This is a genomic window from Variovorax sp. LjRoot290, assembly GCF_964253985.1.
Taxonomy (GTDB): Bacteria; Pseudomonadota; Gammaproteobacteria; order Burkholderiales; family Burkholderiaceae_C; genus Variovorax.
The window spans coordinates 1,115,778-1,136,981 of record NZ_CAXURW020000001.1 but is presented as its reverse complement, the minus strand read 5'-3'; the positions used below and the strand labels follow the sequence as shown (position 1 = coordinate 1,136,981).

General features: G+C 67.5%; 24 protein-coding genes and 1 pseudogene. 8 read left to right on the top strand and 17 right to left on the bottom strand.

Going from position 1 to position 21,204, the window contains the following annotated elements:
• Nucleotides 1-1,440 carry a M16 family metallopeptidase gene (locus tag ACSQ9A_RS05750; RefSeq protein WP_436302980.1) on the bottom strand — a complete coding sequence of 480 codons (1,440 nt, stop codon included), beginning with the start codon at nucleotides 1,438-1,440 and terminating at the stop codon, nucleotides 1-3.
• Nucleotides 1,441-1,469: 29 nt separating this feature from the next.
• Here ACSQ9A_RS05750 and ftsY point away from each other — a divergent pair, with 29 nt between their 5' ends.
• The 3 genes from ftsY (at nucleotide 1,470) to rpoH (ending at nucleotide 4,221) form a co-directional block, all read left to right on the top strand.
• Nucleotides 1,470-2,588, top strand: a complete 1,119-nt coding sequence (gene ftsY / locus ACSQ9A_RS05745) for a signal recognition particle-docking protein FtsY (protein ID WP_436302979.1) — start codon at nucleotides 1,470-1,472, stop codon at nucleotides 2,586-2,588.
• Nucleotides 2,589-2,649: 61 nt separating this feature from the next.
• Entirely contained in the window at nucleotides 2,650-3,111 is a 462-nt protein-coding gene (locus ACSQ9A_RS05740) for a DUF962 domain-containing protein (protein ID WP_436302978.1), read from the top strand.
• 168 nt (nucleotides 3,112-3,279) lie between these two features.
• Nucleotides 3,280-4,221 (top strand): RNA polymerase sigma factor RpoH, encoded by a 942-nt coding sequence (rpoH, locus tag ACSQ9A_RS05735; protein ID WP_436302977.1) that lies wholly within the window; start codon nucleotides 3,280-3,282, stop codon nucleotides 4,219-4,221.
• Nucleotides 4,222-4,287: 66 nt separating this feature from the next.
• On the opposite strand, the gene ACSQ9A_RS05730 is transcribed toward rpoH, so the two are convergent.
• From ACSQ9A_RS05730 to ACSQ9A_RS05710, 5 genes are read right to left on the bottom strand one after another with little or no spacing between them, the layout of a single operon-like run.
• Nucleotides 4,288-4,893 (bottom strand): SCO family protein, encoded by a 606-nt coding sequence (locus ACSQ9A_RS05730; RefSeq protein ID WP_436306261.1) that lies wholly within the window; start codon nucleotides 4,891-4,893, stop codon nucleotides 4,288-4,290.
• Nucleotides 4,894-4,901: 8 nt separating this feature from the next.
• The gene (gene cyoE, locus ACSQ9A_RS05725) at nucleotides 4,902-5,807 is read right to left on the bottom strand and encodes a heme o synthase (protein WP_436302976.1); all 906 of its coding nucleotides are present in this window, start codon (nucleotides 5,805-5,807) and stop codon (nucleotides 4,902-4,904) included.
• On the bottom strand, nucleotides 5,804-6,994 hold the full coding sequence (locus tag ACSQ9A_RS05720) for a COX15/CtaA family protein (protein ID WP_436306260.1): 1,191 nt from the start codon (nucleotides 6,992-6,994) through the stop codon (nucleotides 5,804-5,806). Before ACSQ9A_RS05720 ends, cyoE begins: the two co-directional genes overlap by 4 nt.
• A 6-nt stretch (nucleotides 6,995-7,000) precedes the next feature.
• Nucleotides 7,001-7,726, bottom strand: coding sequence for an SCO family protein (locus ACSQ9A_RS05715; RefSeq protein WP_436302975.1), 726 nt, complete (start codon nucleotides 7,724-7,726; stop codon nucleotides 7,001-7,003).
• Nucleotides 7,668-8,399, bottom strand: a complete 732-nt coding sequence (locus ACSQ9A_RS05710; RefSeq protein ID WP_436302974.1) for an SURF1 family protein — start codon at nucleotides 8,397-8,399, stop codon at nucleotides 7,668-7,670. The genes ACSQ9A_RS05715 and ACSQ9A_RS05710 overlap by 59 nt, the downstream gene beginning before the upstream one ends.
• A 90-nt stretch (nucleotides 8,400-8,489) precedes the next feature.
• Here ACSQ9A_RS05710 and ACSQ9A_RS05705 point away from each other — a divergent pair, with 90 nt between their 5' ends.
• On the top strand, nucleotides 8,490-8,720 hold the full coding sequence (locus ACSQ9A_RS05705) for a twin transmembrane helix small protein (RefSeq protein ID WP_093109057.1): 231 nt from the start codon (nucleotides 8,490-8,492) through the stop codon (nucleotides 8,718-8,720).
• Between the two features lie 71 nt (nucleotides 8,721-8,791).
• Here ACSQ9A_RS05705 and ACSQ9A_RS05700 read toward each other — a convergent pair whose 3' ends face one another.
• From ACSQ9A_RS05700 to ACSQ9A_RS05665, 8 genes are all read right to left on the bottom strand, one after another.
• Nucleotides 8,792-9,673, bottom strand: a complete 882-nt coding sequence (locus ACSQ9A_RS05700) for a cytochrome c oxidase subunit 3 (RefSeq protein WP_093109058.1) — start codon at nucleotides 9,671-9,673, stop codon at nucleotides 8,792-8,794.
• A gap of 55 nt (nucleotides 9,674-9,728) precedes the next feature.
• Nucleotides 9,729-9,938 (bottom strand): DUF2970 domain-containing protein, encoded by a 210-nt coding sequence (locus ACSQ9A_RS05695; RefSeq protein ID WP_093109059.1) that lies wholly within the window; start codon nucleotides 9,936-9,938, stop codon nucleotides 9,729-9,731.
• Nucleotides 9,935-10,561 (bottom strand): cytochrome c oxidase assembly protein, encoded by a 627-nt coding sequence (locus ACSQ9A_RS05690; RefSeq protein ID WP_436302973.1) that lies wholly within the window; start codon nucleotides 10,559-10,561, stop codon nucleotides 9,935-9,937. Before ACSQ9A_RS05690 ends, ACSQ9A_RS05695 begins: the two co-directional genes overlap by 4 nt.
• 2 nt (nucleotides 10,562-10,563) lie before the next feature.
• Nucleotides 10,564-10,674, bottom strand: coding sequence for a cytochrome oxidase small assembly protein (locus tag ACSQ9A_RS05685; protein ID WP_212733682.1), 111 nt, complete (start codon nucleotides 10,672-10,674; stop codon nucleotides 10,564-10,566).
• A gap of 13 nt (nucleotides 10,675-10,687) precedes the next feature.
• Entirely contained in the window at nucleotides 10,688-12,319 is a 1,632-nt protein-coding gene (ctaD, locus tag ACSQ9A_RS05680; protein ID WP_436302972.1) for a cytochrome c oxidase subunit I, read from the bottom strand.
• A 49-nt stretch (nucleotides 12,320-12,368) separates the two neighbouring features.
• The gene (gene coxB / locus ACSQ9A_RS05675; protein WP_436293930.1) at nucleotides 12,369-13,547 is read right to left on the bottom strand and encodes a cytochrome c oxidase subunit II; all 1,179 of its coding nucleotides are present in this window, start codon (nucleotides 13,545-13,547) and stop codon (nucleotides 12,369-12,371) included.
• A gap of 63 nt (nucleotides 13,548-13,610) precedes the next feature.
• Nucleotides 13,611-14,087 carry a DUF2244 domain-containing protein gene (locus ACSQ9A_RS05670; RefSeq protein WP_214698851.1) on the bottom strand — a complete coding sequence of 159 codons (477 nt, stop codon included), beginning with the start codon at nucleotides 14,085-14,087 and terminating at the stop codon, nucleotides 13,611-13,613.
• Between the two features lie 123 nt (nucleotides 14,088-14,210).
• Complete coding sequence (locus ACSQ9A_RS05665) at nucleotides 14,211-15,125, bottom strand: biotin synthase (protein WP_093109063.1); 915 nt, start codon at nucleotides 15,123-15,125, stop codon at nucleotides 14,211-14,213.
• Between the two features lie 22 nt (nucleotides 15,126-15,147).
• On the opposite strand from ACSQ9A_RS05665, the pseudogene ACSQ9A_RS05660 reads away from it, so the two are divergent.
• Both ACSQ9A_RS05660 and trmL read left to right on the top strand, forming a co-directional pair.
• Nucleotides 15,148-15,866: pseudogene (locus ACSQ9A_RS05660) on the top strand (ComF family protein).
• Between the two features lie 96 nt (nucleotides 15,867-15,962).
• Complete coding sequence (gene trmL / locus ACSQ9A_RS05655; protein WP_436302971.1) at nucleotides 15,963-16,424, top strand: tRNA (uridine(34)/cytosine(34)/5-carboxymethylaminomethyluridine(34)-2'-O)-methyltransferase TrmL; 462 nt, start codon at nucleotides 15,963-15,965, stop codon at nucleotides 16,422-16,424.
• 20 nt (nucleotides 16,425-16,444) lie between these two features.
• On the opposite strand, the gene ACSQ9A_RS05650 is transcribed toward trmL, so the two are convergent.
• The 3 genes from ACSQ9A_RS05650 to ACSQ9A_RS05640 all read right to left on the bottom strand — a co-directional run bounded on the left by ACSQ9A_RS05650 (nucleotide 16,445) and on the right by ACSQ9A_RS05640 (nucleotide 18,638).
• Nucleotides 16,445-17,341, bottom strand: coding sequence for a LysR family transcriptional regulator (locus ACSQ9A_RS05650; RefSeq protein ID WP_436302970.1), 897 nt, complete (start codon nucleotides 17,339-17,341; stop codon nucleotides 16,445-16,447).
• A 58-nt stretch (nucleotides 17,342-17,399) separates the two neighbouring features.
• Nucleotides 17,400-17,858 (bottom strand): MaoC family dehydratase, encoded by a 459-nt coding sequence (locus ACSQ9A_RS05645; protein ID WP_436302969.1) that lies wholly within the window; start codon nucleotides 17,856-17,858, stop codon nucleotides 17,400-17,402.
• 159 nt (nucleotides 17,859-18,017) lie between these two features.
• Nucleotides 18,018-18,638, bottom strand: a complete 621-nt coding sequence (locus ACSQ9A_RS05640) for a ParA family protein (protein ID WP_436302968.1) — start codon at nucleotides 18,636-18,638, stop codon at nucleotides 18,018-18,020.
• Nucleotides 18,639-18,708: 70 nt separating this feature from the next.
• Here ACSQ9A_RS05640 and ACSQ9A_RS05635 point away from each other — a divergent pair, with 70 nt between their 5' ends.
• Nucleotides 18,709-19,350, top strand: coding sequence for an NAD(P)H-dependent oxidoreductase (locus ACSQ9A_RS05635; protein WP_436302967.1), 642 nt, complete (start codon nucleotides 18,709-18,711; stop codon nucleotides 19,348-19,350).
• Nucleotides 19,351-19,352: 2 nt separating this feature from the next.
• The gene (gene kefC / locus ACSQ9A_RS05630) at nucleotides 19,353-21,203 is read left to right on the top strand and encodes a glutathione-regulated potassium-efflux system protein KefC (protein ID WP_436302966.1); all 1,851 of its coding nucleotides are present in this window, start codon (nucleotides 19,353-19,355) and stop codon (nucleotides 21,201-21,203) included.
• The last annotated feature ends 1 nt before the right edge of the window (nucleotide 21,204 follow it).

Genomic DNA, 21,204 nt, shown 5'->3' with positions numbered 1-21,204 from the left:
TCAGCGCAGCTCGCCGGCCGGCGCTGCAAAGCCGCGCGGGCGGCGATTCGTCTCGGGCGGCAGCGGCCGCAATGCGGCGGCGGTCAGCTGTTCGTCGCCGAAGTACTTGGCAGCCACCGCCTGCACCTGCTCGGCAGTGACGGCCTGCAGCCGCGCGATGATGCGTGCGCTGGCGTCGAGCGGCAGGCCCTGAATCCAGTTGCTGCCGAGTTCGCGCGCCTGCGACATCACCGAATCGAGCTTGTAGGTTTCGCTCGCTACCCACTGGGTCTTGACGCGCGCCAGCTCGGCCGCGCCGATGCCCTCGCGCGCGATCAGCGCCACCTGCGCGCGCAGCGCGGCCTCGACCGCTTCCGCGCTCTTGCCCGCGGCCGGCACGCCGTCGAGCACGAAAAGTTGCGGGCCGCGGCCGACGAAGCCCGCGTACGCGCCGGCCGAATCGGCCACGCGGTCCGGACCTTGCGTCAGCGCGCGGTCGAGCCGCGCACCGGGGTAGCCGTCGAGCACCGCGGACAGCACCACCAGCGCATAGGAATCGCTCGCACCGTCGAACTGGTCGGTGGCCGGTATCTGCGGCACGCGGAAGGCGAGCGAGACGTAGGCCTGCTCGGCCGGCGCCTTGAACTCGATGCGGCGGATACCGCGTTGCGCGGGTTCGATGCGGGGCTTGCGCTCGGGCACCGCGCGGCTCGGAATGCGGCCGTAGTACTTCTCGGCCATGGCGCGCACTTTCTCGACGTCGACATCGCCCGCCACCACCACGGCCGCGTTGGCCGGCACGTACCAGCGCTGGAAGAAGGCGCGCGCATCGGCCGGCGTCATCGCATCGAGATCGCTCATCCAGCCGACGATGGGCCGGTGGTAGGGCGAGGCGATGAAGACGGCGGCGTTCTGCTGCTCGCCGAGCAGGGCGCGCGGCTGGTCGTCGGTGCGCAAGCGGCGCTCTTCCTTGACGACCTCGATCTCGCGCTTGAACTCGTCGTCCGGCCACTGGCTGTTCGCGAAGCGGTCGGACTCCAGCTTCATCACCTGCTCCAGCCTGTCGGCCGGGATCTGCTGGTAGTAGCCGGTGTAGTCGCGCGTGGTGAAGGCGTTCTCGCGCCCGCCGAGCGCGGCGACGCGGCGCGAGAACTCGCCGGCCTTCAGTTCTTTGGTGCCCTTGAACATCATGTGTTCGAGCACGTGCGCCACGCCCGAGGTGCCGTCGACCTCGTCGATCGAGCCGACACGCACCCAGAGCATCTGCACCGCGGTCGGCGCGCGCCGGTCGGGCTTGACGATCAGGGTCATGCCGTTGGCGAGGGTGAACTGTCGGGCTTGGGCAGGGACGGAGGCGGCCGGCAGGGTTTGCTGCGCAAGTGCAGGCAGGATCGGCAGAGCGAACAGCACCGAGGCCAGCACCGCACCAGACGCAGCGCGGCGTGGCGAGGGGTGTTTCATAGAATGGCTCGGATTGTAAAAACCCCCCAATGTTCAGTTTCTTCAAGAAAAAAACGCCGGCCGAGAGCCCTGCCCTGGCACCTGCGGCTTCGCCGGCCCCACCGCCTGCCGAGCCGCCGCCGCCCGCCAAGTCGGTCTTTTCGCCCTCGAGCTGGTTTGGCGGCAAGCCGTCTGCCGACGAGCCGCCGCCAGCCCCTGCTGCCGCGCCCGCACCACCGCCCATCGAAACGCCCCCAGCCGAGGCCGAGCAGCGCAGCGGCTGGCTCGGCAAGCTCAAGACCGGCCTGCGCAAGACCGGCAACAGCATCACCGCGGCCTTCGTCAATGCGCAGATCGACGACGCGCTCTACGAGGAGCTCGAAGCCGCGCTGCTGATGGCCGACACCGGCGTCAAGGCCACCGAGCACCTGCTCGAGGATCTGCGCCGCCGCGTCAAGAGCAGCATGGCGACCGAGGCCTCGCAGGTCAAGCTGCTCCTGGCCGACGCCATCGCGGACCTGCTGCGCCCGCTGGAAAAATCGCTGGTGATCGGCGAGCACACGCCGACCGTGATCATGGTGGCCGGCGTCAACGGCGCCGGCAAGACCACCTCGATCGGCAAGCTCACCAAGCACCTGGCCAACGAGGGCGCTTCCGTGCTGCTGGCCGCGGCCGACACCTTTCGGGCGGCGGCGCGCGAGCAGCTGCTGGTCTGGGCCGACCGCAACACGGTCGAGATCGTGAGCCAGGAAGGCGGCGACCCGGCGGCCGTGAGCTTCGATGCGGTCAATGCCGGCAAGGCGCGCGGCAAGGATGTGGTGCTGGTCGACACCGCCGGCCGGCTGCCGACGCAGCTGCACCTGATGGACGAGCTGAAGAAGATCAAGCGCGTCGTCAACCGGGCCGACGCGAGCGCGCCGCACGAGGTGCTGCTGGTGATCGACGGCAACACCGGGCAGAACGCGCTGGCCCAGGTCAAGGCTTTCGACGAGACGCTGGGCCTGACGGGCCTCGTCATCACTAAGCTGGACGGCACGGCCAAGGGCGGCGTGCTGTGCGCCATCGCCCGGGAGCGGCCGATTCCGGTCTATTTCATCGGCGTCGGCGAGAAGCTGGAGGACCTGGAGACCTTCAAGGCGCGCGAATTTGCCCAGGCCCTGATGGGCTAGCGTCCGCGGCCCTGCTTCTGGCATTATCTTTCGGGGCCGCAGAGCCCGCCAGGAGACTGCCATGCACATCGCCGACACGCCCTTGGCCGGCACCGACCGCAAGGTCGACCGCCTGCTTGCCCACTACGGCGAAAGCCACCAGAACCCGACCAACGAGGCGATCCACATGGTCGCCATTCCCGCGATCATGTTCAGCATCGTCGGCCTGCTGTTCGCGCTGCACCCCTGGGTGGCCTACGCCTTCGTCGCGGCCAGCCTGGTCTACTACGCGACGCTGCGCTCGCCGGCCTTCCTGGCCACGATGCTGATCGGCACGGTGCTGCTGCTGGCCGTGGTGCATGCGATGGGAGACCTTGTGTTGCCGGTTTCCGCCGTCATCTTCGTCGTGGCGTGGATCTTCCAGTTCATCGGCCACAAGATCGAAGGCAAGAAGCCGTCCTTCTTCGAGGACATCCAGTACCTCTGGGTCGGCCCCTTGTTCGTGCTGTCGCGCCTCTTCTTGCGGCTCGGCCTGCGCTGGTAGACGGGAAACCTTTCCCGGTCACCCGGATCAGACACCGTCCCATCCAAATGAGGACGGCGTTGGAATAGGCTGTGCCTATCAACCCCATTGGAAATGGGTGGGAACCCTAAGCTTAGCACTCCCTCAAACCGAGTGCTAATATGCCCGCCAACGAAGGAGTTCCCCCCAATGACAACACTGTCCGGAGCGTCTGCCAACCAGCTTGCCGTCGCCAATCCGTGGGCGATGGTGCCTCCGCTGGGTAACCTGGACGCTTACATTTCGGCAGCCAACCGCTTGCCCTTGCTCACGCTCGAGGAAGAGCAGGGTTTCGCGCGCCGTTTGCGCGACCACAACGATCTCGAAGCTGCGGGCGCGTTGATCCTCTCGCACCTGCGCCTCGTGGTTTCGATCTCCCGCCAGTACCTGGGCTATGGGCTGCCGCACGGCGACCTGATCCAGGAAGGCAACGTCGGCCTGATGAAGGCCGTGAAGCGTTTCGACCCCGATCAGGGCGTGCGGCTGGTCAGCTACGCAATGCACTGGATCAAGGCCGAGATTCACGAGTACATCCTGAAGAACTGGCGCATGGTCAAGGTCGCGACGACCAAGGCTCAGCGCAAGCTGTTCTTCAACCTGCGCTCGATGAAGCAGAGCTTCAAGGCCGATTCGGCCGCCGGCGACGGCGACACGCACCGCGACACCTTGAGCGCGGACGAAGTCTCGCAAATGGCGACCCGCCTGAACGTGAAGCCCGAAGAAGTGCTGGAGATGGAAACGCGCCTGTCCGGCGGCGACGTGCTGCTCGATCCGAGCCCCTCGGACGACGGTGACGACGGTTTCGGCCCCATCGCCTACCTGGCCGACGCCACGCAGGAGCCCACCGCCCAGCTCGAATCGCGGCAACGCGACCGCCTGTCGACCGACGGCATCTCGACCGCGCTGCAAGCGCTGGACGAGCGCAGCCGCCGCATCGTGGAAGAGCGCTGGCTCAAGGTCAACGACGACGGCTCGGGCGGCATGACGCTGCACGACCTGGCCGCGGTGTACGGCGTGAGCGCCGAGCGCATTCGCCAGATCGAGGTGGCGGCCATGAAGAAGATGAAGAAGGCGCTGGCAGACTTCGCCTGAGGTGCTCTTCGATCCCGATCAAGCCCGGCCGTCGCCGGGCTTTTTCATTGCTTCGACAGCGTCCGGTCAGGACTTGAGCAGCGCCTTCACGTCCGACACCATCGCCGGCACGCCCGCGCCGTAGCGCGCATAGAGTCGCAGCCGGCCCTCGGTGTCGTAGACGAAGCTGGCCGCCGAGTGGTCCATGGAGTAGCTGGTCGGCGTCTTGCCTTCGACCTTCTTGTAGTAGGCCTTGAAGTCCTTCGCCAATGCCGGCAGCTGCTCGGGCGTGGGAATCAGCGCGACGAAGGCCGGATCGAAGGCGCCCATGTAGGCCTTCATCACCGCCGGCGTGTCGCGCTCCGGATCGACCGTGACGAACAGCACCTGCAGCTTGTCGCTGTCGGCGCCCAGCTGCTGCTTGACCTGTGCCATCTCGCTCATGGTCGTCGGACAGACGTCGGGGCATTGCGCATAGCCGAAGAACAGCACCACGACCTTGCCCTTGAAGTCGGCCAGGGTGCGCAGCTTGCCGTCGGCATCGGTCAGCGAGAAGCCCTTGGCGTAGTCGGCGCCCGTGATGTCCACGGCATTGAAGCTGGGCTTTTTCTCCGAGCATGCCGCGAGGTTCAACCCCGCCGCCGCCGCGAGGCCGGTCCAGGCCATCAACCGAAGTGCATGCCGCTTGTTCATGAGTTCGTTCATCGCAGGTAGTGGTCGATCAGCAGCGCTGCGAACAGCACGCTCAGATGGATCAGTGAAAAACGGAAGGTCTTGCGCGCCAGCGCGTCGGAGTAGTTGCGCCACAGCGCGAAGGCGTAGCCGGTAAAGCCGATGCTCACCCCGATGGCGACCGCCAGGTACAGCCATCCGCTCATGCCGTAGATGAAGGGCATCAGGCAGGCGGCGAAGAGGATGAAGGTATAGAGCAGCACCTGCAGCCGCGTGAACTCGTTGCCGTGCGTCACCGGCAGCATCGGCAGGCCGGCCTTGCGATAGTCCTCGACGCGGTACAGCGCGAGCGCCCAGAAGTGCGGCGGCGTCCAAAGGAAGATGATGAGGAAGAGGATCAGCGCCTCGGGCCCGACCTCGCCCGTCATCGCAGCCCAACCCAGCACCGGCGGCATCGCGCCGGAAGCGCCGCCGATCACGATGTTCTGCGGCGTCAGCGGCTTGAGGATCACGGTGTAGACCACGGCATAGCCGACGAAGGTCGCGAAGGTCAGCCACATCGTGAGCGGGTTCACCGCAAACCACAGCACGGCCGAGCCGGCAGCGCACAGCGCGGCCGAGAACACCAGCGCCTGCCGGTCGCTCAGCTGGCCGCGTGCGGTGGGCCGCCAGGCCGTGCGCTTCATCTTCGCATCGATGCCCTTCTCGACCAGGCAGTTGAAGGCCGCCGCCGCGCCGGCCACCAGCCAGATGCCGATGCAGGCCAGCGCGCCGCGCTGCAAATCGGCCAGGCCGGGCACGCCGGGCACTGCGAGCACCATGCCGATGAGTGCGCAGAACACGATCAGCTGCACGACGCGCGGCTTGGTCAGCGCATAGAACTGGCGCAGGACGCTGGCGGTGCTCGGGCTGTGGATCGATGCAGGCGTGGTCATGCGACCTCCATCTTGCCGCGGGGGGCGCGAGTGCCAGTCGGCACGGCTGCGCGCTCGGCCCGGCTTTCGCACAGCGCCCAGGTCAGCACCACCGCGAGCGCAGCGGCGCCACCGGTATGAAGAACGGCCGCCACCAGCGGCCATCCGAGCAGCACGTTGCCGAGGCCGGTCGCGAGCTGCAACAGCGCCAGGCCGGCCAGCCATTTCGCCTGCGCGCGCAGCGGCGCGATGCGACGCAGCTGCCAGACCAGCACGCCGAGCGCGACGAACACCAGGTAGGCCATCAGCCGATGAACGTAGTGAATGGCAGTCAGCGCTGCGAAGTCGATCGGCGTGCCGTTGGCCGACTCGCCAAGCGAGCGCCAGATCTGGAAGCCCTGCGTGAAGTTCATGGGCGGCCACCAGCTGTTCTGGCAGATCGGGAACTGGGTGCAAGCGAGCACCGCGTAGTTGGTGCTGACCCAGCCGCCGAGCGCGATCTGCAGCACGAGCAACGCGGTCACGGCGATCAACAGCTTGCGCAGCATCGGCGGCACGGCCGTGGGCAGCCGTTCCGCCGCCGCCTGCCGGTAGCGCACGGCTTGGATGCACAGCAGCGCCAGCAGCACGACGGCGCCCAGCAGGTGGAGCGTGACGATGGCGGGATAGAGCTTCCAGGTCACGGTCAATGCACCGAAGGCGCCCTGCAGACAAACCCAGACCAGGGTCGCGGCCGGCCACCAGGCACTGAGCGGCCGTTCGCGCGCATGCTGCGCGTCGTGCCGCTGGCGCCAGCGCGCGCGCCAGGTGGCGACGGCCAGCGCGAGGATCAGCACGCCGACGCCGGTGGCCAGGTAGCGATGGACCATTTCCACCCATGCCTTGCTGTGTGTCACCGGGCCGGTCGGCTGCGCGGCCTCGGCCATCGCGATGTCGTGGCTGGCGCCGAATGGGCTGGCATTGCCGTAGCAACCGGGCCAGTCGGGGCAGCCCAGGCCCGAATCGGTGAGCCGCGTGAAGGCACCGAACAGCGTGAGATCGAAGGTCAGGAAGAGCGTGAGCACGGTCAAGGCGTAGAGCCGCCGGGCCGGGCCGGCACCGGTGTTGCGCCGCCAGACCCAGGCGAGCGGACCGAGGGCGAGCAGCACCCCGACGCCCATGAGCCAGGCGATCGGCGTGAGGTCGTAGAGCGAGCTCGTTTCCATGATGATCGGCTAGCGGCCCGGCTCGTCCCACGACGCGGAGGCGCGCAGGAGCCGATCGAGATCGCGCTTGGCCCGGCTGGCGCCGGCCGCATCCATGCGGGCGGGAAAACGCATCATCCAATTGCCGATGGGATCGACCACATACAGGTGCTCCGCCAGCGCGTGGCCGGAGGCTGGCGCCAGCCACTGCGCCAATTGAGCCGCCGGCACGCGCAGCACCGTCGCGCCATGCAAGCCGTTGTTCAGGCGCTCGGGGACGGGCGCGGCGTCGCTCACGAGCCAGACGCGGTCGAGCCGATCCTTTTCGCGGCCCAGGCTTTCCCGCAACTGGCGCTGCAGATAGAGCTGCCGCTCGCACAGCGCATCGCAGCCCGCATCGGCCACCGCGACCAGCAGCCACTGCCCCTTGAGCGTCGACAGGCGCACGGGCGCACCATCGCGCGTGGTCGCGACCAGGTCGGGCAGGCTGCGCTGCGGATCGACGAGTTCGCCGTAGACGCGCCGGCCCTCGGGCCGGATCACGTAGTAGGTGAAGTACGAAGCGATCACCGGCGCCGCGCAGCACAGCATGACCAGGATCATCTTCCAGCGGCCGATCACGGTCCGACGCCCTTCCGCGCCGTCCAGGGCCTGGCGCGGCGACGGCATCGAGTGCACGGTCAGGCCGAGCGGCTCGTCAGCTGCGGCGGAGACGGCGCGCGCGGCGGTAGGGGGCGATGAATTGAAACCAGACATAGAGGAATACCACGAGGGTCGCGAGCCCGAACCACTGGAACGCATAGCCGTAGTGCTTTTCGACACCCAGCGCGGGAGCCGGCCAGTCGCGCTGCAAGCCCTCGGAAGCCGGCCCGGCCTGCTGCAGCGAGACATCGGTCCGCAGGGGCAAACCGGTTTCGGCGCGGAACGCTTCGAGATCGAGATTCTGCCGGATGGGCGAAGACCCCGCGCCGGGCTGCGCCGGCGCCCCCGGTGCGGCCTTGCCCAGTTCAAGCAGGTGCGAGGGGGGTGGCTCGATCCTGCCGGTCACCTCGACCAGGCCGGCTGGCGTGTCGACCGGCGCGAGTTGCGCCCGTTCATTGAAATTGCGCTGCACCCAGCCGCGCTGCACCAGCACGGTCTGCTCGCTGCCCTCGACGGCAAAGGGCGTGAGCACGTAGAAGCCGGGCACGCCATGCATCTGGCGGTTGTCCAGGTAGACCGTGTGCGGCGCCAGCCAGAGCCCGCGCAGGCGCACCGGCCGGTGCAAGGCCGACGTGGCCTTGTCGAGCGCGAGGAAGGCCTGCTGATCGATCGGCGGAAGATTCTTCTGCGCATCGATTTCCGCCTGCAGCGCCTCTTTTTGCGCGGCGCGGGAGAGCTGCCAGCGACCCAGCGAAACGGTCGCGGCGAGGGTGAGCACGGCAGCCACCGTGAGCAGCCAGAAACGCCCTCTGCGCGAGTTGTGCGCAGGGGGCCGAAAGTCATCGTTCAAGTCAGGGGACGGGTCGGGCCGCCGATAATGGGGGTCATGAAATACCTTGTCGCCCTCGCCTTCGTCGGCATCCTGGCGAGCCTCGGATTCGCGCTGTTCTTCATGCTGCGGGACGGCCGCGAGGGGCGCGCCAAGAGCGGCGGCATGGTGCGCGCGCTCACCGTTCGGATCGGCCTCTCGGTGGTTTTGTTCCTCTGCCTGCTGGCGGCCTGGAAGCTCGGCTACATCCAGCCGGGGGGATTGCCGCTCGGCAAGTAGGTTGTGCTCGTTCCACAAGCACCATGAAAAAAGCGCCTTTCGGCGCTTTTTTGTTGTGCCGTCGGGGATGCTCAAAGCCAGTAGACCAGGAAGTACAAGCCGAGCCACACCACGTCGACGAAGTGCCAGTACCAGGCGGCGCCTTCGAAACCGAAGTGGCGCTCCGGCGTGAAATGGCCGCTACGCAGCCGCAGGGTGATGAACAGCAGCATCAGCATGCCGATGAACACGTGCAGGCCGTGGAAGCCGGTCAGCATGAAGAAGGTGGAACCGTAGGCACCCGAGCTGAGCTTGAGGTTCAGGTCGGTGTACAGGTGGTGGTACTCGTAACCCTGCACGCCGAGGAAGGTCGCGCCGAGCACCACGGTGAGCCACATGAAGCGCACGGCCTGGGCGCGGTGGTTCGCACGCAGCGCGTGGTGGGCGATCGTGAGCGTGACGCCCGAGCTCAGCAGCAGCGCCGTGTTGATGGTCGGCAGCCAGAAGGGGCCGACCGTCTGGAACGGCTCGACGATGTCGGCCGGCGAACCCGTTGCACCGGCGGCCACGGTGGGCCACACGGCCTTGAAGTCGGGCCACAGCAGGGCGTTGTCGAGGCTGCCGAGCGAGGGCAGCGCATGCGTGCGGGCCCACCACAGCGCAGTGAAGAAGGCACCGAAGAACATCACTTCGGAGAAGATGAACCAGCTCATGCTCCAGCGGAACGAGAGGTCGACCTTGTGACCGTACTGGCCGCCTTCACTTTCGCTGATCGACCGGCGGAACCAGACGAACAGCGTGCCGAGCCACAGCAGCATGCCCGCGGCCAGCGACCATGCGCCCCACTGATGGCCGTTGATCCACTGGGCGGCACCGAAGATGACGAAGAGCAAGCCGGTCGCGGCCAGGACCGGGTAGGCCGATGGCGGGGGCACGAAGTAGTAGGGCGTGGTGCCGTGGGCGGTTGAACTCATATCAGGTCCTGGCTTTCTTCTCTCAATTCAAATCTGTGGGGCAGGCATCTTCTTGTCAGGGCGCGACGACGAACTTCACCAGGAGGATCAGCCCGACGACGAACACCACCACCGCGACAAAGCCGACGGCAATGATGTGCAGCGGCGTGAGCTTGGTGATGTCTTCCTGGTAGTCGCTGTTCTTGCGCACGCCGAAGAAGCCCCAGGCCACTGCCTTGACGGTGCGCCAAAGGGAGCCTTTGCGGGGCGTTTCGGTCGCGGTCATGAGCGTGGCTCCGCAACCGATGCCGCCGCATTGGCCGCCACAGGGGCGGCCGGCGTCTTGCCGCCGACCTCGAAGAAGGTGTACGACAGCGTGATCGTCTTGACGTCCTTGGAGATCCTCGGGTCGATCACGAAGGCGACCGGCCACTGCTTCTTCTCGCCCGCATCGAGCGTGTACTGGTTGAAGCAGAAGCACTCGAGCTTGTTGAAGTAGGGCGCGGCCTGCTGCGGCGCGTAGCTCGGGATGGCCTGAGCGGCCATGCGGCGGTTCTGCACGTTCTGGAACTCGTACATCACCGTGTTGAGCTGACCCGGATGCACCTGCATCGAGCTTTGCGCCGGCTTGAAATCCCAGAGGCCGCGCACGTTGGCGTCGAACTCGACCGTGATGGTGCGGCTGGTGTCGACCTGCGTGTTGTCGGGCAGCCGCGCGTTCTTGCCGCCGCTGGCGCCGCCCGGCACCGCGAGTTCGGACAGCGACAGGATGTTGATGCCGGTCATCTCGCAGATCGCGCGGTACATCGGCACCAGCGCATAGCCGAACGCGAACATGCCGGCCGCCACCACGGCCAGCTTGCCGACCATGCGGACGTTCTCGCGGCGGATGCGCTGGCCGATGCCCATCTTCAGTGTCCGATCCAGACCATGCGAACGATGAACCCGATGAAGAACAGCACCGCGATGGAGGCCAGCGTGAGCCCCATGCGTCGGTTGTTCCTCTTTTGTTCAGGCGTCATGACGCGATTCCTCTCAGCCGATCACCTTGGTGGCGGTGGGATCCAGCTTCGGCGGGTTCTCGAAGGTGTGGAAAGGTGCGGGCGAAGGCACCTCCCACTCGAGGCCTTCGGCGGCTTCCCAGGGCTTCTGCGACGCCTTCTCGCCCTTGCCCTGCATGGTGGGCAGCACGATGAAGAGGAAGAAGTAGACCTGTGCCAAGCCGAACGCGAAGGCACCCACGGAGGCCACCGCATTGAAGTCGGCGAACTGCATCGGGTAGTCGGCATAGCGACGCGGCATGCCGGCCAGACCCAGGAAATGCATCGGGAAGAAGGTGATGTTGAAGGAGATCAGCGACCACCAGAAGTGGACCTTGCCGCGCCACTCGTTGTACATGACGCCGGTCCACTTGGGCACCCAATAGTAGAAGCCGGAGAACATGCCGAAGAGCGAGCCGGCCACCAGCACGTAGTGGAAGTGCGCCACCACGTAGTAGGTGTCCTGCAGCTGGGTGTCGATGGGCGCGACCGCGAGGATCAGGCCCGTGAAGCCGCCCATGGTGAACACGAAGATGAAGCCCACGGCGAACAGCATCGGGGTCTCGAAGGTCATCGAGCCCTGCCACATCGTCGCGATCCAGTTGAAGATCTTCACTGCCGTCGGCACCGCGATCAGCATGGTCGCGTACATGAAGAACAGCTGGCCGGTGAGCGGCATGCCGGTCGTGAACATGTGGTGCGCCCAGACGATGAACGACAGGATCGCGATCGACGAAGTGGCGTAAACCATCGAGGCGTAGCCGAACAGGCGCTTGCGCGAGAAGGCCGGCACGACCTGGCTGATGATGCCGAAGGCCGGCAAGATCATGATGTAGACCTCGGGGTGGCCGAAGAACCAGAAGATGTGCTGGTACATCACCGGGTCGCCGCCGCCGGCGGGATTGAAGAAGCTGGTGCCGAAGTGGCGGTCGGTCAGCGTCATGGTGATGGCGCCGGCGAGCACGGGCATCACGGCGATCAGCAGGTAGGCGGTGATGAGCCAGGTCCAGCAGAACATCGGCATCTTCATCAGCGTCATGCCGGGGGCGCGCATGTTGAGGATGGTCACGATGATGTTGATCGAGCCCATGATCGAGCTGGCACCCATGATGTGCATCGCGAAGATGCCGGCGTCCATCGAGGCGCCCATCTGCAGCGTGAGCGGCGCGTAGAGCGTCCAGCCCGCGGCGGGCGCGCCGCCGGGCATGAAGAAGGAACCCACCAGCATGATGGCCGCCGGGATCAGCAGCCAGAAGCTGAAGTTGTTCATCCGCGCGAAGGCCATGTCGGAGGCGCCGATCTGCAGCGGCACCATCCAGTTCGCGAAGCCCACGAAGGCCGGCATGATCGCGCCGAACACCATGATCAGGCCGTGCATGGTGGTGAACTGGTTGAACAGCTCGGGGTTGACCACTTGCAGGCCGGGCTGGAACAGCTCGGCGCGGATCAGGAGCGCGAGCACGCCGCCCACCATCAGCATGGTGAAGGAGAACAGCAGGTACAGCGTACCGATGTCCTTGTGGTTGGTCGCGAACACCCAGCGGCGCCAGCCGACCGGCGCGCCATGGTGATCGTCGTGGGCATGGTCGCCGTGGGCGTGACCGTGGGGGTCGAGGACTGCGCTCATCTTGATATTCCTTGCAAACTCTTCGTCGTGGCGTCGCGGTGGCGGGGGCTTACTTGCCGCGCTGCGCGAGCACTTCGGCCGGCTGCACGATCTGACCGGTCTTGTTCGACCAGCTGTTCTTGGTGAAGCTCGCCACGGCCGCGAGGTCGGTGTCGCTCAGCTGCTTCCAGGAGGGCATGGCGCCGTTGTTCTGGCCTTTGAGCAGCACCTGGACCTGCTTGCTGTGATCGGTATCCAGCACGACCGCTGCGCCGTCGAGCGGCTTGATCGGGCCGGCGCCCTTGCCGTTGGCCTGGTGGCAGGCGGCGCAGTTGGCCGCATAGACCTTCTCGCCGCGGGCCAGGATTTCCGGCAGCGTCCAGACTTTGCTCGGGTCGTCCTGCTTGGCGGCCGCCTCCTTGCGCTTGGCATCCACCCAGGCGGTGTAGTCGCCAGCCGAGACCACCTTGACGTGGATCGGCATGTAGGCGTGTTCCTTGCCGCAGAGTTCCTGGCACTGGCCGTAGTAGTCGCCCACCTTCTCGGCGCGGAACCAGGTGTCGCGAACGAAGCCCGGAATCGCATCCTGCTTGAGGCCGAGCTGCGGCACGGCGAAGGCATGGATCACGTCGTTGGCGGTGGTGATGATGCGCACCTTGGTGTTGACCGGCACGACCATCGGGTTGTCGACCTTGAACAGGTAGTCGTCCGGCACGTCGCCCTTGGCGCCGGCATCGGACAGCGCGCGGTGCGAGCTGTCGAGCGTCGAGATGAAGGCCAGGCCTTCGCCTTCGCCCTTGATGTAGTCGTAGCCCCACTTCCACTGGTAGCCGGTGGTCTTGATGGTGAGGTCGGCGTTGGTGGTGTCCTTCTGGGCCACCAGCACCTTGGTGGCCGGCAGCGCCATCAGGATCACGATGATGAAGGGCACGATGGTCCAGATGACTTCGACTACCACCGATTCGTGGAAGTTGGCGGCCTTGTGGCCGACCGACTTGCGGTGCTTCCAGATCGAATAGAACATGACCGCGAACACGGCGATGAAGATCACGGTGCACAGGATCATCATCGCGTTGTGCAGGAAATGCTGCTCCGCGGCGATCTTGGTGACACCGGTCGGCAGATTCAACTGACGCACCGACGGGCCGCCGGCCAGGTCGTTGACCGCGTGCGCCGCGCCGCTGAATGCCGCGCCGGTCGCCAGCAGCAGATTCGCCGGCCAGTGCTTGTTGCGCCAAATGCTCTTCATCGTGTTCACTTCTTCATTTCCAGTTAACCCACCGGTCCCCACGGTGCCGCACTGCGCCGAGCCTCAGGCGCCGCGCAATGCCATGCGAATCTCGCGCGCCAGCGCCGCACGCAACTCCGGGCGCACGTAGCGCCCCACCCTGACCGAACGACCCTGACCTGAAACCTCGATCAGCGAGCGATCGCTGGCCTCCGGCTCGACCCGCACCTGGTGCGGCAAGAATTCCGTGCGCTCGTAGTGCCCGCCGTTTTCGAGCTCGACCACCAGCCGGCCGCCCTGCAGCGCGATCTTTTCGCCGTCGGTCGCATGCCGCGCATACAGCAGGAACGCGAAGCCCACGGCGGCCAGTTCGAGCCACGCGAACGGCAGCACGAGCGGCGCGCCATGCAGCCAGAAGACGGTTCCGATGCCGAGCGACACCACGCACAGCGACGCATAAAGCCAGCCGAGCTGGCTCGGCGTGACCGAGCAGTTGCGCTTCAGGAACCAGTGGATGCTCTGGCCTGAGACAGTGGCAAAACGAAACACGGAATTCGACACGGGCGAGTTCAGCAAATCGGTGCGTCGAAACGATGTCAAACCCATGTCCGACAGGCCTCGATCACGGGACAATACCCGGGAGTTCACGCAGCGCCGGATTGTAGCGGGTCGAGCAAGCGCGGCTCAGCCGCCCGGACGGCCGCGCTGGAGCATGGAGCGCATCTCGCGCAGCGAGACCGCGCTTTCGGCCGCCAGCGCCACCCGCGGCGCGGGTTTGAAGGCATGGCCGTAGATGATCTCGAAAGTCAGCGCGATCCGGCCGGCGCCTTCCGCGGAGAGCGCGAAATCGGGCAGCGCCCGGCACAGCGTCCGATGCCAGGCCTTGCCGCGCAGCCCGGGGAAACGCGCCGGATGAAGGTTGCGCCCGAGCGTGCGCAGCTCGGCGAGCGCCGCCTCGGCGGTGGGCCAGGTGAGCATGATGCGCTCCATGTCCATCACGGGCTCGGCGAAGCCGGCGCCCACGAGCATGTCGCCCCAGTCGTGCATGTCGGTGAACTCGTGGCTGGGCGGGGGCCAGCCGAAGCGCTCATGCAGCACGCGCAATTCGCGCAGGGTGTCTGGCCCGAAGCAGGAGAACATCAGGAAGCCGTCGGTCGCCACCAGGCGGTGCCAGCGCGCGATCAGGGCCTGCGGATCGGCCGCCATGTGCAGCGCCATGTTGGCCCACAGCAGGTCGACGCCCTCTTCGGGCGGCGGATCAAAGCTCGGCCGCGCGCCCTGCCAGCGCCGCGCGCTCCACCAGGGTGCCGCCAGCGCCTGGCCGGTGGCAGGTACGAGCGCCGCTTCCGGCTCGATCACGAAGGACTTGGCATCGCGATAGCGGCGCACGACCTGCGAGTGCACCTCCAGGCCGCCGTGCAACGGCGCCCAGTCGGCCCAGCTGCGCGGCCTTGCCTTGATCCATTGCAGCCGGTCTTCCATGCGGCGGCCGATTTCTTCGTGCAGCCACGGCGAACCCGAGGCCGGCGCGAGCCGGCTCCAGCGTGCGGCCGCCGTGGCGTCGATGGTCGGCGGGCGCTGCGCGGGGTCGGTGTCCATGGGGCGCTCAGTATATTGAGCCATGTTCAAGCCGTGGATCGAACGTCCTTTCTCCGCGTTGCTCGAGCGCCTGCCGAGCCAGTGCGCTGTGTGCCGCGCCTGGCCCTCGCGGCCGGTGTGCGACGGCTGCGTGACGCGCTTCGCTCCACCCGTTTCGCGCTGCGCCACCTGTGCGCTGCCGATGCCGGCCGGCGTCGCGCAGTGCGGCGACTGCGTCTTGCACCCGCCGCCGCTCGACGCCTGCCTGACGGCTTGCGCCTATCACTGGCCGTGGCCGGAATGCATCGCGCAGTTCAAGTTCCGCGGCGACGCAGGCTGGGCCGCACCGTTCTCGACGCTGCTGCGCAGCGCACCCTGGGTCGAGCCGGCGATCGAGCAGGCCGACCTGGTGCTCCCGATTCCGCTGGCGCCGGCACGGCTGCGCGAGCGCGGATTCACCAGGCGCACGAGCCGGCACGCCGGCTGGCGCCGCGCAAGGTCGACGCGACCTTGCTGCTGCGCACCCGGGAGACGACCGCGCAAAGCGGCCTGACGCGGGCGGAGCGGCTGCGCAACCTGCGCGGCGCTTTCGCGCTCGAACCGCTGCGCGCAGTGGCCGTGCAGGGGCGGCGCATCGTGCTGGTGGACGACGTGATGACGAGCGGCGCGTCGCTGTTCGCGGCCTCGGAGGTGCTGCGAACGGCGGGCGCCGCGCACATCACCGCCGTCGTATTGGCACGAACGGATCCCCCCGCAGGATAGGCCCCCACGCTCGGCACTGCGTGTCCTCGCTGCCCCCCCGAGGAGGCCGCAGGTCGTCTTGGGGCGGCCCGGCGTCGACCTGAGCACAATCGCCCCATGTTCCACATCGTCCTGGTCGAGCCCGAAATCCCGCCCAACACCGGCAACGTGATCCGGCTCGCCGCCAATACCGGCTGCACCCTGCACCTGGTCGAGCCGCTCGGCTTCTCGATGGACGACCGGCTGCTGCGGCGCGCCGGGCTCGACTATCACGAATACGCCGAAGTCCGGCACCACGCGAGCTGGCAGATGCTGCTCGATGCCGAGCGGCCGGCGCCCGATCGCCTGTTCGCGCTCACGACGCGGGGCACGCGCGCGGTCCACGACGTCGCCTTCCGCCCCGGCGACTGGCTGGTTTTCGGATCGGAGACGCGCGGCCTGGCGCCCGAACTGCGCGAAAGCTTTGCGCCGCCGCAGCTCCTGCGCCTGCCGATGCGCGAGGGCCAGCGCAGCCTGAACCTGTCGAACGCGGTGGCGGTGACGGTCTTCGAGGCTTGGCGGCAGAACGGATTTGCCTGAGCGGTGCGGCCGGCTTCTACTCAGGCCGGCAGACACCGGGCCGAAAGCGGCTCGCCCAGAAAGTCGAGGAAGGCCCGGGTGCGCGCCGGCATCAACTTGCGGCTGGGCAGCGCCGCGCAGATCGTGAAGCGGCCGGCGGTCCACTCGGGCAGCACCGGCACCAGCGCGCCGCTGGCCAGCTGCGACGCCACCAACACCTTCGCCAGCGCCGCAATGCCCGCGCCTGCCATCGCGGCCTGACAGAGCAGTTCGAGGCTGGCCGATTGCAGCGCGACGGGCATGTCGACTTCGACCGGCACTGCCGATCCCTCGCGCGCCTGCAGACGAAGCCGCGCCCCCGGAAAGCGAAGGTAGGCATGGCCCTCCAGGTCTTCCGGCCGCGCCGGCGTCCCTGCGCGCTGCAAGTAGGCGGGCGCCGCGCACAGGATCATGTCGGTGCGGGCCAGCGGCCTCACGACCAGATTCGGATCGGCACCATCCTCCAGCAACAGCAGGCTCAGGTCGGCGGATTCGACCCGTTGTCGCGGAAAAGGGTCGACGGCGATGTCCAGCGTCAGCTTCGGATGCAGCGCACGCCACGAGGCAATGCGCGGCGCCAGCAGATGGGTGGCGAGCGCCGGCGTCGAGAGGATGTGCAGCGTGCCCCGCAGCTCGCGCGTGCTGCCCGCCGCGGCGGCCTCGGCGTCGTCGATGCCGCGCAGGATCGTGCGCAAGCTTTCCAAATAGCCCGCGCCCGCCTCGGTGAGGTGGATGCTGCGTGTGCTGCGCTGCATCAGGCGCGCGCCCAGATGCGCCTCGAGATCGCCGATCAGCCGGGTGACCGCCGCCGGCGAGAGCTCCAATGCCCGCGCGGCCGCCGCAAAACCACCTTCGTCGATCACGCGCTGGAAGACGCGCATGGAAAGCAATCGGTCCATGCGAACCCTACGTGCCGGCCGGGCCGGCGGATTCGCTTCGCCGAGAAAAAGCCGCCGCTCAGCGGAAGCGGCGCACCACCGATTCGGCGACGCAGGCGGGCTTGGGCGCACCTTCGAGCTCGATCGTGGCCTCCCAGACCATCTGTAGACCATCATCCGGAATCGGCTCGGCACTCAGCAGCTTCATGCGCCCGCGCAGGCGCCCGCCGACGGGCACCGGCGTCATGAAGCGCACCCGGTTGAGCCCGTAGTTCACGCCCATGCGCGACTCGACCACCTCGAAGGCCGTTTCATAGAAACGCGGCAGCATCGACAGGGTCAGGAAGCCGTGCGCGATCGGCCCGCCGAAGGGGCCGGCCTTGGCCCGCTCGACATCCACATGGATCCACTGGTGGTCGCCGGTCGCCTCCGCGAACTGGTTGACCTGCTCCTGCGTGACGGTGATCCAGTCGCTCACGGCGACTTCCTGGCCAACGCAGGCGGCAAGATCCTGAAGGGTCTGGAACGTTTTTTTCATGCGCTTCACTCTATCCGGCCGGCGCCGCAACCGCTGTAGCTGGCGTGACAACGGCGCCCCATTCGGGAAACACCGCGGAACCGGCTTTGCCGGGCCGTTGGTGTTGCCCCCGGTGAGGGGGTTGGCGACCACACGAAGTGGGCAAGCCTGGGGGAGAGCTTATGAATCGAGCCACTGGCGGATCGGCCCCCACTGCTCGAGGTCGCGCTGCACGCGCCCCGGCGCGATGTCGAACAGCGTGAGCCCGCGCGCCGCCAGCTGCACGTAGTTCTGCGTGTCGCGCAGCTCGCCCAGCACCGGCACGCCGAGCCCGGCGACGAATTCGCGCAGGCGATCGGCCGCCAGCGTGCGCGCGTCGACGCGCATGCCGACGAGGCCGATCTTTGTCTTGTCGGCATGGCGGTGCGCCAGCAGCTTGTCGAGGAAGTCGCGCGTCGCGTAGATGTCGAAGATGCTCGGCTGCAGCGGCACCAGCACCTTGTCGGCCACCGCCACCACGTCCTTGAAGCGCGCACCGTGCAGACCGGCGGGCGTGTCGATCACGGCATGCGTGGTGCCGCGCGGGGGCCGTACCACGTTGCCGTCGTCCGACGCCTCCCAGGTCCTGATCTCGCGCGCCTGCGGCGTGCGCAGGCCGAGCCAGAGCCTGGACGACTGCTGGCGGTCGATGTCGCCCAGCATCACCGCATGGCCGCGGCTCGCGAAATAGCCCGCAATATTGGTTGCGAGCGTGGATTTGCCGACCCCGCCCTTGGGATTGGCGACCAGGACCACCGGCATGACAGGCTCCTAGGATGCGAAAGACAGGCGCCATGGTAGCCGCGCGCGGAGTGCGCTATGTTCGGCGCCTATGATGACAACAACAGGCCCGGGAAGCCCCCCACCCAGCATCTATCTGCTCGCCGCCCATCCGCACTGGCGCGATTCGCGCGCTAACCTCGCCTTGCTCAAGGCGGCCCGCGAGGTGCCCGGCGTCGACGCCAACGACCTCTATGCCAGCTATCCCGACTACGCGATCGACGTCGAGGCCGAGCAGGCCCGCCTGGCCCGCGCCGACCTGCTGGTGTTGCTGCATCCGATCCAGTGGTACTCGATGCCGCCGCTGCAGAAGCTCTGGTTCGACGAGGTGCTGAGCTACGGCTGGGCCTACGGCGGCGGCGGGTCGGCGCTGGAAGGCAAGGACTGCTGGCTGGTCGCGACCACCGGCGGGCCGGAGCACAGCTACCACCCGCAGAGCTACAACCGCTACTTCTTCGACGCCTTCCTGCCGCCCTACGAGCAGACCGCCGCGCTGTGCGGCATGCGATTCCTGCCGCCGTTGCTGTTCCACGGCGCGCGCAGGGCCACCCAGGAAGAGCTGCTGGCGCACGTCGAAGTCTTTACGGAGCGACTCTCGTCCTATCCGAACTGGCCCGAGCTGGAAGACATGGAGGGATGCCCCAGCTGCGTGGTGCCTGCCACCGACAGGCCGCACGAACACGAAGAGGCCTGAGCATGGAACATGCACCGGCCTGGCTCGTCAATTCCCTGATCTATCTGGGCGCCGCGGTACTCGTGGTGCCGCTGTCGAAAGCGCTCGGCCTCGGCGCGATCATCGGCTACCTGGCGGCCGGCATCTTCATCGGCCCCTGGGGGCTGGGCCTGGTCAGCAACGTGGTGGACATCCTGCACTTCGCCGAGTTCGGCGTGGTGCTGATGCTGTTCCTGGTCGGTCTGGAACTGGAGCCCAAGCGTCTGTGGAGCCTGCGCCGGCCGATCTTCGGCTGGGGCTCGGCCCAGGTGCTGGCCTGCGCTGTCGTGCTGTTCCTGGTTGGCTGGGCGGCCGGCGCGAGCTGGCGCGTGGCGCTGGTCGCGGCGCTAGGGCTCGCGCTGTCCTCGACCGCGATCGCGCTCCAGGTGCTGGGCGAGCGCAACCTGCTGCCGACCGCGAGCGGGCAGGCCGGCTTCTCGATCCTGCTGTTCCAGGACGTGGCCGCGATCCCGATCCTCGCGCTGCTCCCCCTGCTGGCGGTCGGCTCCGACACCGGCCCGGCCATCACCGGCGCCGACCGTGCGCTCGAGGGCCTGAAGATCGTCGCGGTCGTCGGGGGCATCGTGCTCGGCGGCAGGCTCGCGGTGCGGCCGATCCTGCGCTGGATCGCGCGCAGCAACACGCCCGAGATCTTCACCGCCGCCTCGCTGCTGCTGGTGGTGGCGATCGCGGCGCTGATGCAGTTCGTCGGCCTGTCGATGGCCCTGGGCGCCTTCCTCGCCGGCGTGCTGCTGGCGGAAAGCGAATACCGGCGCGAGCTCGAGACCGACATCGAACCCTTCAAGGGCCTCCTGCTCGGCCTGTTCTTCATCGCGGTCGGCATGAGCATCGACTTCGGCGTGCTGATCGCCCAGCCGGGGCTGATGGCGCTGGTGGTGGCCGGCTTCATGCTGTTCAAGTTCGTCGTGATCTACACGCTGGCCAAGCTGATGGGCGTGCCCTACCAGGAACGACCGGTGTTCACGCTGCTGCTCGCGCAGGGCGGCGAGTTCGCCTTCGTCGTGTTCCAGGCGGCCGGGCCCAACGTGCTGCCGCCGGGCGTCGCCTCCTTCCTGATCGGCGCGGTCGCGCTCTCGATGCTGATCTCGCCGCTCCTGCTGGTGGCGCTCGACAAGTGGGTGCTGCCGCGCTACAGCGCGCAAGGCCCGGTTTCGATGGACGAAATCTCCGAGCAGCAGGACGCCAAGGTGCTGATCTGCGGCTTCGGCCGCTATGGCCAGATTCTCGGGCGCATGCTGAGCGCGCAAGGCCTGACGCTCACCGTGCTCGACCACGACCCCGACACCATCGAGAGCCTGCGCGAGCTCGGCTTCCGCGTCTTCTACGGCGATGCGACCCGGCTCGACCTGCTGCGCACCGCCGGCGCCGGCACCGCCCGCGTGCTGGTGGTGGCGGTCGACGACATCGAGCAGTCGCTGACCATCGTCGACCTCGCGCGCGAGCATTTCCCGAACGCGCGCATCGTGGCGCGGGCACGCAACGTCGGCCACCTGTTCCAGCTGCTCGACCGCGGCGTGGAGTCGATCGAGCGCGAGCTGTTCGAGTCTTCGCTGCGCAGCGCGCGCTCGGTGCTCGAAGGGCTGGGCTGGCCGGCGCACGAGGCGCGCGAGGCCGCGATGCGCTTTCGCCGCCGCAACATCCAGCTGATGTACGAGATCTACCCGCACTACAAGGACCGCGCCAAGCTGATCGCGGTCTCCAAGGAGGGCCGCCAGCAGTTCCAGGAGCAGCTGGCACGCGAGCGCGAGGAGCGCAAGAAGCGTTCGGGCCGCGACTGGGACCTGGCCGCTGAAGAGGAAGAACAGGTCCCTTGAG

Coding starts and splice junctions, on each gene's coding strand:
- ACSQ9A_RS05750 (WP_436302980.1), bottom strand. CDS start 1,440: ATGAAACACCCCTCGCCACGCCGCGCTGCGTCTGGTGCGGTGCTGGCC.
- ACSQ9A_RS05665 (WP_093109063.1), bottom strand. CDS start 15,125: ATGGACACCGACCCCGCGCAGCGCCCGCCGACCATCGACGCCACGGCG.
- coxB (WP_436293930.1), bottom strand. CDS start 13,547: ATGAAGAGCATTTGGCGCAACAAGCACTGGCCGGCGAATCTGCTGCTG.
- ACSQ9A_RS05730 (WP_436306261.1), bottom strand. CDS start 4,893: ATGAACAAGCGGCATGCACTTCGGTTGATGGCCTGGACCGGCCTCGCG.
- ACSQ9A_RS05635 (WP_436302967.1), top strand. CDS start 18,709: ATGATGACAACAACAGGCCCGGGAAGCCCCCCACCCAGCATCTATCTG.
- ACSQ9A_RS05740 (WP_436302978.1), top strand. CDS start 2,650: ATGCACATCGCCGACACGCCCTTGGCCGGCACCGACCGCAAGGTCGAC.
- ACSQ9A_RS05705 (WP_093109057.1), top strand. CDS start 8,490: ATGGGGGTCATGAAATACCTTGTCGCCCTCGCCTTCGTCGGCATCCTG.
- ACSQ9A_RS05645 (WP_436302969.1), bottom strand. CDS start 17,858: ATGAAAAAAACGTTCCAGACCCTTCAGGATCTTGCCGCCTGCGTTGGC.
- ACSQ9A_RS05700 (WP_093109058.1), bottom strand. CDS start 9,673: ATGAGTTCAACCGCCCACGGCACCACGCCCTACTACTTCGTGCCCCCG.
- rpoH (WP_436302977.1), top strand. CDS start 3,280: ATGACAACACTGTCCGGAGCGTCTGCCAACCAGCTTGCCGTCGCCAAT.
- kefC (WP_436302966.1), top strand. CDS start 19,353: ATGGAACATGCACCGGCCTGGCTCGTCAATTCCCTGATCTATCTGGGC.
- ACSQ9A_RS05685 (WP_212733682.1), bottom strand. CDS start 10,674: ATGACGCCTGAACAAAAGAGGAACAACCGACGCATGGGGCTCACGCTG.
- ACSQ9A_RS05715 (WP_436302975.1), bottom strand. CDS start 7,726: ATGTCTGGTTTCAATTCATCGCCCCCTACCGCCGCGCGCGCCGTCTCC.
- trmL (WP_436302971.1), top strand. CDS start 15,963: ATGTTCCACATCGTCCTGGTCGAGCCCGAAATCCCGCCCAACACCGGC.
- ACSQ9A_RS05695 (WP_093109059.1), bottom strand. CDS start 9,938: ATGACCGCGACCGAAACGCCCCGCAAAGGCTCCCTTTGGCGCACCGTC.
- ftsY (WP_436302979.1), top strand. CDS start 1,470: ATGTTCAGTTTCTTCAAGAAAAAAACGCCGGCCGAGAGCCCTGCCCTG.
- ACSQ9A_RS05640 (WP_436302968.1), bottom strand. CDS start 18,638: ATGCCGGTGGTCCTGGTCGCCAATCCCAAGGGCGGGGTCGGCAAATCC.
- ACSQ9A_RS05690 (WP_436302973.1), bottom strand. CDS start 10,561: ATGGGCATCGGCCAGCGCATCCGCCGCGAGAACGTCCGCATGGTCGGC.
- ctaD (WP_436302972.1), bottom strand. CDS start 12,319: ATGAGCGCAGTCCTCGACCCCCACGGTCACGCCCACGGCGACCATGCC.
- ACSQ9A_RS05650 (WP_436302970.1), bottom strand. CDS start 17,341: ATGGACCGATTGCTTTCCATGCGCGTCTTCCAGCGCGTGATCGACGAA.
- cyoE (WP_436302976.1), bottom strand. CDS start 5,807: ATGACCACGCCTGCATCGATCCACAGCCCGAGCACCGCCAGCGTCCTG.